This is a genomic window from Ramlibacter sp. (assembly GCA_019635435.1).
Classification (GTDB): domain Bacteria; phylum Pseudomonadota; class Gammaproteobacteria; order Burkholderiales; family Burkholderiaceae_C; genus JAHBZM01.
Window position 1 is genome coordinate 3642336 of record JAHBZM010000001.1, and the last position, 13668, is coordinate 3656003.

Annotated in this window: 8 protein-coding genes; 3 read left to right on the plus strand and 5 right to left on the minus strand. The window is 70.2% G+C overall.

From position 1 onward, the window contains the following. Position 1: 1 nt before the first annotated feature. From KF796_17660 to KF796_17670, 3 genes are read right to left on the minus strand one after another with little or no spacing between them, the layout of a single operon-like run. Complete coding sequence (locus KF796_17660; GenBank protein MBX3588460.1) at positions 2-949, minus strand: threonine/serine dehydratase; 948 nt, start codon at positions 947-949, stop codon at positions 2-4. Continuing rightward, positions 946-1935, minus strand: coding sequence for a 4-hydroxy-3-methylbut-2-enyl diphosphate reductase (gene ispH, locus KF796_17665; protein ID MBX3588461.1), 990 nt, complete (start codon positions 1933-1935; stop codon positions 946-948). The genes KF796_17660 and ispH overlap by 4 nt, the downstream gene beginning before the upstream one ends. Then, positions 1932-2408, minus strand: a complete 477-nt coding sequence (locus tag KF796_17670) for an FKBP-type peptidyl-prolyl cis-trans isomerase (protein MBX3588462.1) — start codon at positions 2406-2408, stop codon at positions 1932-1934. The genes ispH and KF796_17670 overlap by 4 nt, the downstream gene beginning before the upstream one ends. A 44-nt stretch (positions 2409-2452) precedes the next feature. On the opposite strand from KF796_17670, the gene radC reads away from it, so the two are divergent. Continuing rightward, positions 2453-3142: a DNA repair protein RadC gene (gene radC / locus KF796_17675; protein MBX3588463.1), complete on the plus strand. Its 690-nt coding sequence runs from the start codon at positions 2453-2455 to the stop codon at positions 3140-3142. Continuing rightward, on the plus strand, positions 3139-3786 hold the full coding sequence (locus KF796_17680) for a Smr/MutS family protein (protein ID MBX3588464.1): 648 nt from the start codon (positions 3139-3141) through the stop codon (positions 3784-3786). Before radC ends, KF796_17680 begins: the two co-directional genes overlap by 4 nt. Before the next feature lie 11 nt (positions 3787-3797). Here the strand turns inward: KF796_17680 and KF796_17685 are convergent, their stop codons facing one another. Together KF796_17685 and KF796_17690 are read right to left on the minus strand one after the other, a co-directional pair. Further along, the gene (locus KF796_17685) at positions 3798-4205 is read right to left on the minus strand and encodes a group II truncated hemoglobin (GenBank protein MBX3588465.1); all 408 of its coding nucleotides are present in this window, start codon (positions 4203-4205) and stop codon (positions 3798-3800) included. 72 nt (positions 4206-4277) lie between these two features. Beyond that, positions 4278-6797 (minus strand): FtsX-like permease family protein, encoded by a 2520-nt coding sequence (locus KF796_17690; GenBank protein ID MBX3588466.1) that lies wholly within the window; start codon positions 6795-6797, stop codon positions 4278-4280. A gap of 215 nt (positions 6798-7012) precedes the next feature. Between KF796_17690 and KF796_17695 the strand changes: the two genes are divergently transcribed. After that, positions 7013-13576, plus strand: a complete 6564-nt coding sequence (locus KF796_17695; GenBank protein MBX3588467.1) for a filamentous hemagglutinin N-terminal domain-containing protein — start codon at positions 7013-7015, stop codon at positions 13574-13576. The last annotated feature ends 92 nt before the right edge of the window (positions 13577-13668 follow it).

Sequence of the window (13668 nt, forward strand, 5' to 3'; positions counted from 1 at the left end):
CCTACGCGGCCTGCGCCAGCGTCGCCGGGTCCACGTTGGCGCCGCAGATGATCAGGCAGACCTTTTCGTCCGCGCGCGGCACATAGGCCCCCGACTGCAGCGCCGCGAGGCCCAGCGCCGCCGCCGGCTCCACCGCAAGCTTCAGTTGCCGCCACAGCCGCAGCTGGGCCGCGCGGATCGCATCGTCTGGCAGCAGCAGCGCATGCTTGACTTCGCGCTGCGTCACCTCCCAGGCAATGGCGCCAATGCGCTTGGCGCCCAGGGAGTCGGCGGCCACGCCGCCCACCGTCACATCCACGGGCTGGCCGGCCTCGCGGGCCCGGTACAGCGTGGGCGCCAGTTCGGGCTCCAGCGCCACCACGCGCACGCGCTGGCCAAACCAGCTGGCCACGCCCGCGATCAACCCGCCGCCGCCCACGCTCACCAGCACGCTGTCGGGCAGGCCGCCCGCGGCTTCAATTTCCCGGGCCAGGGTACCGGCACCGGCCACCACCTCGGGCTGGTCATAGGCATGGGTGAGCAGCGCGCCGGTCTGCTGCTGGCGCTGCAGGCAGGCCTGCAACGCCTCGGCATAGGCCGCGCCGGTGACCACCACCTCGGCGCCCAGTTCGCGCAGGCGCTCGCGCTTGGCCTGGCTGGACACGGTGGGCACAAACACCTCGCATTTCACGCCCAGGGCCTTCGCGGCGGCGGCCGTGGCGATGCCGGCGTTGCCGCCCGAGGCCACGATCACGCCGCTGGCCGGCACCGGGTTGGCGAGCAGGCGGTTGAGCATGCCGCGGGCCTTGAAGCTGCCGCCCACCTGCAGGTGCTCCAGCTTGAGCCAGATCTCGGCGCCGGGCAGCCCGAGCGCCGCGGCGGGCAGCTTCCACAGCGGGGTTTCAAGCAAAAAGTGGCTGTAGTCCAGGCGCAGCCGCCGCCACGCGCTATCAATTTCAGAGCGGCTCATTCGTGTGGCCCGGTCGCGTGCAGCAGGCTCACGGGGTTGACCTGCGAGTCGTCCAGGCGCAGCCCCTTGGGCAGCGGGAACTTGATGGTCTCTTCAATGCCTTCCATCCGGCGCACCGCGACGGCCCCGAGCGCCTTGATGCGGTCAATCACCTCGGACACCAGGATTTCAGGCGCCGAGGCGCCCGCGGTCAGGCCCACGCGGGCCTTGCCCTCCAGCCAGGCCGGCTGGAGCTCGTCGGCGGAATCGACCATGTAGCTTTCAACGCCGAGCTTGCGCGCCAGCTCGGCCAGGCGGTTGCTGTTGGAACTGGTGGGGCTGCCCACCACGATCATCAGCTCCACCTGGGGCGACATGATCTTGATGGCGTCCTGCCGGTTCTGCGTGGCGTAGCAGATGTCCTGCTGCTTGGGCTCACGCACCTTGGGGAAGCGGCGGCGCACGGCCGCGGCAATGTCGGCCGCGTCGTCCACGCTCAGCGTGGTCTGCGTGACCACGGCCAGCCGCTCGGTCTGCGCCGGCTGGACCCGGGCCACATCGTCCACGTCTTCCACCAGGTGGATGCCGTGGTCGAGCTGGCCCATGGTGCCCTCCACCTCGGGGTGGCCCTTGTGGCCGATCATGATGAACTCGTAGCCTTCACGCGCGAGCTTGGCCACTTCGACGTGCACCTTGGTCACCAACGGGCAGGTGGCGTCGAAGATGCTGAAGCCGCGGGCTTGCGCCTCCTGCTGCACGGCCTTGCTCACGCCATGCGCGCTGAACACCAGCGTGGCGCCGGGCGGCACGTCGGACAGGTCTTCGATGAAGACCGCACCCTTGGCTTTCAGGTCATTCACCACGTAGGTGTTGTGCACGATCTCGTGGCGCACATAGATGGGAGCGCCGAACTTGGCCAGCGCGCGTTCCACGATCTCGATCGCGCGGTCCACGCCCGCGCAGAAGCCGCGCGGCTCGGCCAGGATGATTTCCTTGGCGCTAGTCATAGCACGCCAATCACGTGAACTTCAAACGTCACCGGCTGGCCAGCCAGCGGGTGGTTGAAGTCGAACAGCACGGCGTCGGCCTTGCCGTCGCCATCGCCGTCCTGGCCCACCTTCTGCACCGCGCCCGCGTAGGTGCCCAGGCCGTCGGGCGTGGGGAACTGGACCACGTCGCCCACGTGGTATTGCTCGTCGGGGTCACCCATCTGGTTGAGCAGCTTGCGCGCGACCCACTGCTGCATCTCGGGGTTGCGCTCGCCAAAGGCCTCGCCCGCGGCCAGCTCGAAGGTGGCGCGCGCACCCTCCTCCAGGCCGATCAGGCAGCGCTCCATGGCGGGCGAGAGTTCACCCGTGCCCAGCGACAGCGTGGCGGCCTTGTCGTTGAAGGTGTTGATGATGTCGCCGCCCGGCCCGGCCAGGCGGTAGTGCAGCGTCAGGAACGAACCCGGCTGGATTCGGGGGAGCGTGGAAGTCATGAAACTCTCGATAAACTGGCCTCCATTGTAGAAACCCGAGCGCCATGGCCCTGAAAGACCTTCCTGCCGAAGCGCGCCCGCGCGAAAAGCTGCTGGCACGCGGCCCCGGCGCCCTGGGCGACGCGGAACTGCTGGCGCTGATCCTGCGCACGGGCATTGCGGGCAAGAGCGTGCTGCACCTGGCGCACGAGCTGCTGGGCGAGCCGCCCGCGGGCTTTGGCGGCCTGGCCGGCCTGCTCAACGCCGGCGCCGACGACCTCAAGCGCATCAAGGGCCTGGGCGGGCCGGCCAAGCGGGCCCAGCTGGTGGCCGTGCTCGAGCTGGCGCGCCGCGCCGTGGCCCAGCGCCTCAAGGAGCGCGAGGTGTTCAGCACCCCGGGCGCCGTCAAGCACTACCTGCAGCTGAACCTGGCGCACAAGGCGCATGAGGTGTTTGCCGTGCTGTTCCTGGATGCGCAGAACCGCCTGCTGGCGCTGGAGGAGCTGTTTCGCGGCACGCTCACGCAGACCAGCGTCTACCCGCGCGAGGTGGTGCTGCGCGCCCTGCACCACCAGGCCGCGAGTGTGGTGCTGGCCCACAACCACCCCAGCGGCAGCGTGCAGCCCAGCCGCGCCGACGAGGCGCTCACCCAAAGCCTCAAGGCCGCGCTGGCCCTGGTGGATGTGCGCGTGCTCGACCACATCATCGTCGGCACGGGCGAGGCCCTGTCGATGGCCGAACGGGGGCTGCTGTGAAGGCCGGCCACCGGATCAGCTCGCTGCAGGACCTCAAGCTGGTGCAAAAGCAGCTGGACGAACAGCGCCAGCTCGATGCGCAGCGGCAGGCCGCGCGCGAGGCGGCCGAGCGCCGGCGGCAGGCCGAGCAGAACCTGTTCCAGCGCGCGGCCGGCGAGGTCAAACCGATCCGCCAGGCCCCGCGCGTGCCGCTGGCGCCCGAGCCGCCCGCGCCGATTGCCGTGCAGCAGCAACTGGACGAACAGCGCGTGCTGCACGAGAGCCTGAGCGACGAGTTTGACGCCAGCACCCTGCTGGACGTGGATGACGCCTTGAGCTTTCGCCGCCCGGGCATCGGCACCGACGTGACCCGCAAGCTGCGCAAGGGCGACTGGAGCATCCAGCGCGAGATCGACCTGCACGGCCTGCGCCGCGAGGAAGCCCGCGAAGACCTGTCGGCCTTCATCCGCACGGCCCACCGCGAAGGCATCCGCTGCGTGCGCGTGGTGCATGGCAAGGGCCTGGGCTCGCCCGGCAAGGTGCCCGTGCTCAAGAACAAGGTGCAGGGCTGGCTGATCCAGAAAAACGAGGTGCTGGCCTTTGTGCAGGCCCGCCCGGCCGATGGCGGGGCGGGTGCGCTGGTGGTGCTGCTGTCGCCCGGTTGAGCGACGCGGGCCTAGCCGCCGGGCGCGTTGCGCATCCAGTCCGCCGTCTGGAAAAAGCTGCTGCGCAGGCGCGCGCGCAGGTCGTCGGGCACGCCGGTCTCGCCCATGGCCTGGTCCATGCAGGCCAGCCACTGGTCGCGCTCCTTGATGCCGATGTGAAACGGCAGGTGGCGCGCGCGCAGCATGGGGTGGCCAAAACGCTCGGTGTAGTGCTGGGGCCCGCCCATCCAGCCGCACAGGAACCAGAACAGGCGCTGGCGCGCATTGGCCAGGTCGCTGCCATGGGCGGCGCGCAGCGCGGCGTAGCCGGGTTCCAGGTCCATCAGGTCGTAAAAGCGCTCGACCATGGCCTGGATGCGCTCCTCGCCGCCAATCCATTCAAACGGGGTTGCAAACTTGGGTTTTTCTTCAATGTTCATGGTCAAAAAGGCTTGGAGTCCAGGACTGGCGGCCACTGCGCGCTATCCAATTTGTAGCAAAACAGCGGCCCTTCATTCGGCCGCGCGCCGCAGCGTGTCCACCACCGGCCGGGTCAGCACCTCGCGCAGGCCCCACCAGCCAGCCGCCAGCGCCAGCACCGCGCCGGCCAGCGCGCCCACCAGCGGCACCCACAGCGACACCGTCCACTCAAACTCGAACGCATAGCGCGCCAGCGCCCAGCCGACGGCCGCCGCCACCACACTGGCCAGAAAGCCGGCCAGCAGGCCCACGCCGGCCAGTTCGGCGCGCTGCACGTGGCGCAGCAGGCTGGCGCGCGCGCCCACGGCCCGCATGATGGCGAACTCTCGCGCGCGCTCCTCGCGGGTGGCCGTAACGGCCGCGAACAGCACCACCAGCCCGGCCGCCAGCGTGAAGCCGAACAGGAACTCGATGGCGCGGATCACCTTGTCCAGCACGCCCTGCACCTGGTTCAGCGTGGCCGTCATGTCCACGTTGGTGATGTTGGGAAAGGCCCGCACCAGCGCGTTGTCAAAGCCGCGGGTGGCCGGCGCGCGGAACGCGCTCAGGTAGGTCACGGGCAGGTCGGGCATGCGCGCCACCGGGTACATCACGAAGAAGTTGGCGCGCATCGAGCCCCAGTCCACCTTGCGCAGCGAGGTCACGCGGGCGCTGCTGTCAATGCCGCCAATGTCAAAGCGCAGCTCGTCGCCCAGCTTCAGGCCCAGGGTCTGGGCAATGCCCTCTTCCACGCTGATGGCGCCGGCCTCGTCCTCGGTCCAGGCGCCGGCCACGATCTGGTTGTGCTCGGGCTTGCGGCTCGCGTGCGACAGGTTGAACTCGCGGTCCACCAGGCGCTTGGCCCGCTCGTCGGTGTAGTCGTCCGGCGACACGGCCTTGCCGTTGACCGCCACCAGGCGGCCGCGAATCATCGGAAACCAGTCAAACTGGCTGACGCCCGCGTCGCGCAGCGCCTTCCGGAAGGCATCGCCCTGCTCGGGCATGACATTGATCACAAAGCGGTTGGGGGCGTCGGGCGGCGTGGCCTTGCGCCAGCTGCCAATCAGGTCGGTGCGCAGCAGCACCAGCAGGATGAGCGCCAGCAGGCCCACGGCCAGCGCACTGACCTGCACAACCGCATAGGCCGGGCGCGCCGAGATCTGGCGCGTGGCCAGCACCAGCCAGCGCGGCGCCGTGGCCTCATTCACACTGCGCCGCAGCAGCTTGACGGCCACCCAGCTCAGCGAGGCAAACACCGCCACGGCGCCGGCAAAGCCGCCCACGGCAATCAGGCCGAGCTTGAGGTCGGAGCTGGCCGCCAGCAGCAGCGCGGCAAAGCCCGCCACGCCCAGCCCCAGCACCGCGAGCGAGGCCGGCTTGAGGCCGCCCACGTCACGCCGGATCACGCGCAGCGGCGGCACCTGGGCCAGCTGCAGCACGGGCGGCAGGCCGAAGGCCGCGAGCAGCGTGAGCCCCATGCCCAGGCCAAAGACCACGGGCCAGAGGCTGGCCGCCGGCAGCGCCGCGTCCATCAGCCCGGACAGCAGCCAGACAAACACGTAGTGCACACCGTAGCCCAGCGCCACGCCCAGCGCACTGGCAAACACGCCGATCAGCGCGAACTCCACGGCATAGCCCAGCGCTATGGTGCGCTGGCTCTGCCCGAGCACGCGCAGCATGGCGCAGTCGTCCAGGTGGTTGGCGGCAAAGCCGCGCGCCGCCAGCGCCACGGCCACGGCCGACAGCAGGGCCGACAGCAGGGCCACGAGGTTGAGGAATTTCTTGGCGCGGTCCAGCGTCTGGCGCATCTCGGGGCGGCCGGTCTCCAGCGACTCCAGCCGCAGGCCGCGCACCTCGGGCTTCTTGACCTCGGCCTCGGCCCAGTTGAGGTACTGGCGCACGGCGGCGTCGGGCCCGGCCACGGCAAAGCGGTAGGTCAGGCGGCTGGCCGGCTGCACCAGCCGGGTCGCGCCAATGTCGGCCTGGTTGATCATGACGCGCGGCGCAAAGCTCATGAAGCCGGCGCCCCGGTCGGGCTCGGTCACGATGACGCGTGCAATGCGCAGGCTGGCGTCGCCCAGCAACAGCACGTCGCCCATCTTCAGCGCCAGCGCATCGAGCAGGGGCGCGTCGATCCAGGCTTCGCCGGGGCCGGGCACCTCGCGCGTGGGCGCGCCCTCGGCCTCGGGCCCCGGCGCCACGCGCAGGCTGCCGCGCAGCGGGTAGCCTGCGCCGACCACCTTGAGCGCCACCAGCTTGCTGGCGCCCCCTTGCGCCTCGCTGGCGCGGCCCATGGTGGGAAAGCCCAGTGTGGTGACCGACTGCAGGCCCAGCGCCCGGGCCCGGTCCACAAAGGCCGGCGGCGTGGGGTTGTCGCTGGACACGATGGCATCGCCCCCCAGCAATTGACGCGCGTCACGCGCCAGCCCCCCCTGCAGCCGGTCGGCAAAAAAGCCGACCGCCGTCAGCGCCGCCACCGCCAGCGTCACGGCCACGATCAGCAGCCGCAGCTCGCCCGCGCGCAAATCGCGCCACAGCGTGCGCCAGCCCAGGGAAAGAAAGGAAGGGGTCATCTCGGGGTGAATCCTGTGGGCCCGAGTTTCACGCATTTGGCTTACCCCTGAATGAGCCCGGTCAAGGCCAAGCCCCGCGCCGCCCGTTGCCAGACGGTGATTTCGGGGGGTTTTGCACGCTTCCCGGGGGAATGAGACGCCCAGCCCTGTTCACCGGCAAGGCGATCCGCTATAAGTCGATGTAGCAAAATGTAAACAACACAACCGGGCCCAGCATGCTGTCCACACGATTCCTCCCCGCCGGACAGCGACCGCTGCCCGGCCACTCCCGGGGCGTGGCCAGCCCTGCCGTTGCGGGCTTCAGGCCGGCAGGGGCGGCCCTGGCGATTGCCGGGGCCTTCATCGGCGCGGCCCAGGCCCAGCCCGTGGGCCTGCAAGCCATCCACGGCAGCGCCAGCGTGGTCACCCAGGGCCACCAGACCCTGATCACCACCCACAACGGCGCGGGCACCAGCCACAGCGCGCTGGACTGGCAAAGCTTCAACATCCCCGCGGGCAGCACCACCCGCTTCCTGCAGCCCGGCGCCGACAGCACCAGCATCAACCGCGTGCTGGGCAACAACCCCAGCGCCATCTTCGGCACCCTCAGCTCCAACGGCAAGCTGGTGCTGGTCAACCCCGCGGGCATTGCCGTGGGCGCCGGCGCCATCGTGGACACCGCCGGCTTCACCGCCTCCACCCTGCGCCTGAGCGATGCCCACGCGCTGGCCGGGCAACTGGTCTTTGGCGGCGACGGCATCGCCAACGGCGAGCTCAGCGTCAACGGCCGCATCCTGGCGCGCAGCGGCGACATCGTGCTGATCGCCCCGCGCGTGAACACCGGCATCCAGGCCCTGGTCGAATCGCCCAACGGCGCCACCGTGCTGGCCGCCGGGCAGAAGGCCGAGCTCACCGGGCGCGGGCTGGAAGGCATCCGGCTTGAGTTGCAGGCCCCCGAAGACCAGGCCCTGAACCTGGGCACCCTCAAGGGCGACGCCGTGGGCGTGTTCGCCGGCACCCTGAAGCACAGCGGCTACATCAGCGCGAACGCGGTCAGCGCCGAGGGCGGCAAGGTCATCCTCAAGGGCCGCCAGGAGGCCGAGATCAGCGGCCAGATCGTGGCCAGCAAGGGCGCGCTGGGCGGGCAGGTGCAGGCCAGCGCCAGCAAGGTGATGCTCAGGAGCGGCGCGGTGATCGACGCCAGCGGCGCCCACGGGGGCGGCGAGGTGCTGATCGGCGGGGGCTGGCAGGGCCAGGATGCGCGCGTGGCCAATGCGAGCCAGACCACGGCCGAGACGGGCAGCACCCTCCGCGCGGACGCCACGGACCATGGCGATGGCGGGACCGTGGTGCTGTGGAGCGATGGCATCACGCGCACCGCCGCGGCCATCAGCGCCCGTGGCGGCGTGGATGGCGGCAATGGCGGGCAGGTGGAAACCTCGGGCAAGGCGCTGCTGGATGTCCAGTCGGCCGCCACCGTGAACGCGCGGGCCGCCACAGGCCTGGCCGGCAACTGGCTGCTGGACCCGTACGAAATCGTGATCGCCAGCGTGGGCGGGCCGGCTGTCTCGCCCACCTTCCCCGGCACCTATGGCGGGGAGGGCACGGCCCAGTCGTCCTACATTGCCCCTTCCATCATCGAGACCGCCCTGAATTCCGGCGGCAACGTCACCATCAAGACCAGCGGGCCGGCCACGGCCCCCGCCCCCGACGAATCGCAGATCCGCGTGGCGGAAAACATCACCAAGTCGGCCGGCAGCGCCGCCACGCTCAAGCTCGTGGCGCATGGCGATGTGGTGATTGACTCCGGCGTCACCCTCAGCTCCTCCACCGGTGCGCTCAACCTGGACTTCCAGTCGGGCCGTTCCTTTGACAGCAGCGTGGCCTCGAGCACCGGCGGCACGGTCAGGCTGATGACCGGCGCCGTGCTGGGCTCCAACGGGGGCAGCATCAGCCTCAAGGGCACGGGGGGCAACGCCGGCAACGGCGTGGACCTGACCGACGCCGTGGTGAACGCAGGCGCCGGCCAGGTGGACATTGCGGGCACGTCCACGGCCGGCATCGGCGCCCAGATCCTCAGGTTCACGGGGACCCCCGTGATCACCGGGGGCCTGGTCACCATCGACGGCAGCACCGCCACCGGGGCCCAGGGCGTGTTGATCGACCGCGCCACCGTCAATGCCTCCAGTGGCCTGACGGTGCAGAGCCTGACCTCGCGCGTGCTGCTGACCGGCACGACCCTGACGGCCTCGGGCGGCAACCTGCTGGTCAAGGGCCGGGGCACCAGCGATGGCGCCGCGCCCACCTCCAGCGCGCTGGCAATCAAGGACAGCAGCGCCGTGGCCAGCCTGATCCAGAACACCGGTGCCGGCACCGTGGCCCTGGATGGCGAGCTCACCAGCCACACGGCCAGCTTCGGCTCCCCCAGCGCCCTGCTGCTGGCCAACGCCACCGTGTCCTCGGCGGGCGGCGCCTTGACGCTGAGCGGCGTGACCGGCAACTCGGGCTATGTGGAAGGCACGGCGGGCGTGCGGCTGGACAGCGGCGCCGTCGTCTCCAGCAGCGGCCCCATCACGGTGACCGGCACCGCTGGATCGACGTCCTATGTGAACAGCCGGGGCATCCTGTCCAACACCGGCTCCACCATCGTCAGCACGGGCGGCAGCGTCACGCTGAACGGCACTTTCAACAACCCCTCGGCGGCCAACGGTGCCGCCGTGCGGATCGACGGCCAGGTCCAGGCCAACGGCCTGCTGCAGGTCACGGGCGGCGCCACCGTGGGCGGCAGCGCGGGCACGGGCGTGGACATTGGGGCCACGGGGCAACTGATCGGCGGCCCGGGCGGGCTCACGGTCACGGGCAGCGTGTCCTCCGCGACCACGGCCACGGCGATCGTGGCCACCACCATCGCAGGCAATTTGACCTCCAGCGGCAACATTGCCATCAACGGCACGGCGTCGGCGCCCAGCGCTTCGGGCGTCAAGGGGGTCGAGCTGGCCGGGGGCAGCGTGAGCGCCAGCGGTGCCGCCACCCTCACCGTGACCGGCTCGGGCACCCCGCCGCCGGCCCCGGCGAGCTCATACGACGTGTCCGTGGCAGGCACCACGCTCAGCACCGCGGGCGGCGAGATCAAGCTGGTGGGCGACCGCATTGCCATTGCGAGCACCGTCAACTCGGGCGCCGGGCGCACCGTGATCACGCCCTTCTCGACCAACCGGTCCATCACGCTGGGCGGCAGCAGCGAAACCGCCGCGCTCAACCTGTCGGCTTCCGAGGTGAACAACATCACGGCCTCGGTTCTGGTGGTGGGCGGGGGCACCTACACCGGCGGCATCTCCATTGGTAGCACCGGTGGCGTCATCAACCCGGTGGGCACCTCGGCACTGAGCCTGATCAACAGCAACGTCTCGGGCCCGGGCATCTCGCAGAGCGCGGCGCTCACCGTGGCCAACCTGAACGCCGATGCCGTGACCGTCAGCCTCAACAACGCCGGCAACCAGGTCGGCCAGGTCAGCGGCCGGGCCTATGCGGGGGTGTTCGAGATGAAGAGCACCAGCGCCCTGCAGATCGGCACGGTCGACGGCATCGCGGGCGTGGTGGGCAGCACCACCGGGCTGATCAACATCGAGAGTGCGGGCGCCCTGACGGTGAACCAGAGCGTGTTCTCGGTCAACGGCCCCGTCACCCTCAAGGGCAATGGCATCACCCTGGGACCGGGCAAGACAGTCTCCAGCGCCTCGGGCTCGGCCACGGTGACACTGGATGCGCTGGGCACCGGCGCCCTGGCACTGGCCAACGGCGCGGTCGCGGGTGCCAATGTGTCGCTGACCAACGCCACATCGGCCAGCCTGGGCGATGTCACGGCCAGCACCGCCCTGGCGCTCACCAGCATCAGCGGCGCCATCGGGCAGCAAGTCGCCACATCCTTGAATGTCGGGCAGCTCAGCGGCAACAGCCTGGGCGGGGCCGTCAACCTGGCCAACACGGGCAACCAGATCAACAGTGTGGGCACGCTGGCCAGTGCGTCGGGCGGCATCACGCTGTACGACAGCACGGGCAACCTGGACATCGACGGCGCGATCACCGGTGGCAGCGGCAGCGTGTTCGTCCACACCGCCGGCCAGCTGACGCAGAACCAGGCCATCAGCAGCACGGCCAGCGCCGACGCCATCGTGCTGGCCGCCGGGAGCAACTACATCAACACCAACGGCGCCGCCGCATTGACCGCCAGCGGCGGGCGCTGGCTGGTGTACTCCACATCGCCCGCGGGCAACACCTTTGGTGGCCTGCTCTCGGGCAACAACGCGGTCTACAACGCCACCATCGCGACCGACGCGCCGGGCACCATCGCGGCCGGCAACCGCTACGTCTTCTCGCAGCAACCCGGCCTGACCGTCACCGCCAACGCCCAGAGCCGGGTCTATGACGGAACGGCCAGCTTCGCCTCGCCCACCCACTCGGTCAGCGGCCTGGTCAACGCAGCAACCTATGGCAACGTCTTCACCCAGGACGGCTTGACCGGTTCGCTCGCCGTGACCGCGCCCGGGCGCAATGTGGGCACCTATGCGATAGGCCTGGGCACCCTGGTGACGCCCGGCGGCTACAACCTGACCTATGTGCCGGCCAACGCGAGCGTGACGGCCGCGCCGTTGTCGATCTCGGCCGTGGGCGACAGCCGTGCCTTTGACGGCGGCACCGCGTCGGCGGCCATCCCCACCTTTGGCACCCTGGGCAGTGGCGACACGCTCACCGGCCTGAGCCAGTCATTCACCAGCAAGAACGTGCTGGGCGCCAACGCCAGCACCCTGCAGGTCAACGGTGGCTACACGCTCAACGACGGCAACGGGGGCCTCAACTACACCGTCACCACCAACACCGCCCCGGGCACCATCACCCCCGCGGCGCTCACGGTTAGCACCACCAATGTCAACCGCGTGTATGACGGCACGACCAACGCCGCGGGTTCGGCCACCGTGACCGGCGGCTCCCTGTTTGGCGGCGACACCCTGAGCGGCGGCAGCTTTGCGTTCGTGAGCAGGAACGCGGGCAGCAACCTGACCGTCAACGTCGGCGGGGTGACCGTCAACGACGGCAATGGCGGCGCCAACTACGCCGTCAGCCACGCGCCCAACACCACCAGCAACATCACGCCGGCGCCGCTGTCGGTGACCACCAGCGACGTCTCGCGCGTGTACGACGGCACCACCGCCGCCGCCGGGACCGCCGTGGTGTCGGCCGGCACCCTGTTTGGCGCGGACACGCTGACCGGCGGTGTCTTCAATTTCGCGGACCGCAACGTGGGCACGGGCAAGACCGTGAACGTGGCCAGCGTCACGGTCAATGACGGCAATGGCGGCGCCAACTACGTGGTCACGCCCGTTGCCAACACCAACAGCACCATCCTGGTCCGCCCGCTGTCCACCTGGAGCGGCGCCGCATCAGACGGGCTCTGGAGTTCAGCCGGCAACTGGGACGCGCTGCCCGACGCATCCAACGTGCAGGCGGTGAGCATTCCGGTTGGCGCCACGGTGGTGTACGACCTGCCGGGCAACACCAGCCTGCAGACGCTGACCAGCAACGGCAGCCTGGCGCTGAACAGCGGCAGCCTGATCATGGCGGGCAGCCTGAACACCGCGGACTACAGCCAGGGCGGCGGAGCGCTCAGCGGCGCGGGCTCCCTGTATGTCGGCAACAGCTTCAGCCAGACCAGCGGCGCCATCACGCTGGGCGGCCCGGTCACCATCACACAAACCAGCGGCAACCTTGCGGTGGGCCCCATCAGCGCCTCATCGATCAGCCTGTCCGCCCCCGCCGGCGACATCACCCAGGGCGGCGCGCTGGTCACCCCCGGGCAGCTGTCGGCCCAGTCCCAGTCGGGGATTGCACTGAACCTGGCCGGCAACCAGGTGGCCACCTTCCTGGCCAGCACCTCGAGCACGGGCAACATCGACCTGACCAACACCGGCGCGCTGGACCTGGCGGGCGTGTCGACGGCCAACGGCGGCATCACCGTGCTCAACACCGGCGGCATCAACACCGTGGGCGCGATCGTCGCGGCCGGCGGCCATGTGAGCATCACCGCCAACAGCCCGTTGACCGTTGGCGCCGCGGGGATCAATGCCACCGGCAACATCACGCTCACCGCGTCCAACCTCACCAGCACCGGCAACATGACGCTGAACGGCAATGTCTCGTCCAGCTCCGGCACGGTGGTCCTGAACGCCGCCAATGACCTGACGCAGAACGCCGGGGTGTCCGGCCCCGCCGGCGTCACGGGCACCGCGGGCAACACCGTGACCTTTGGCCCCTCGGCCACCAGCACGGGCACGCCTGTGCTGTACACGGCCAATGGCACGCCGGTGGCGGCGCCCACGCCCCCCGCGCCCGCGCCGGCACCCGCGCCCACGCCGGTCCCCACGCCTCCGCCACCACCGGCACCTGCACCGACGCCCACGCCACCGCCACCGCCACCGCCACCACCACCGCCCGCGCCGCAACCCCCTCCTGCGCCACCGCCCCCTTCGGCCCCGCCGCCTGCACCGGCCCCCGAGCCGGCACCCCCGCCGCCACCGCCACCGCCACCGGCACCTGCCTCCACGACACCCGTGGTGGATCGCATCGCGGACATCCTGCGCAACGACGCCTCACGCGCGGAGATCCAGAACGTGCTCCAGGAAGTGGACAACACCGTCACCCGCTTCGTGAAGCTGCTCATCACCGAAGAGGACCGGCAGGCCGCCGACAAGAAGAAGGACAAGGGCGAGACCGTCGCGGCGATCACCGACCAGCAGTGCAAATAGGTCTTTCAGGCCTGTAGTCCAGGACTGGCGGCCACTGTTCGCTATCAAAAGGGTAGCGAATGGCCGGCAAGGCCAGCTCGCCGGCGCGGCCG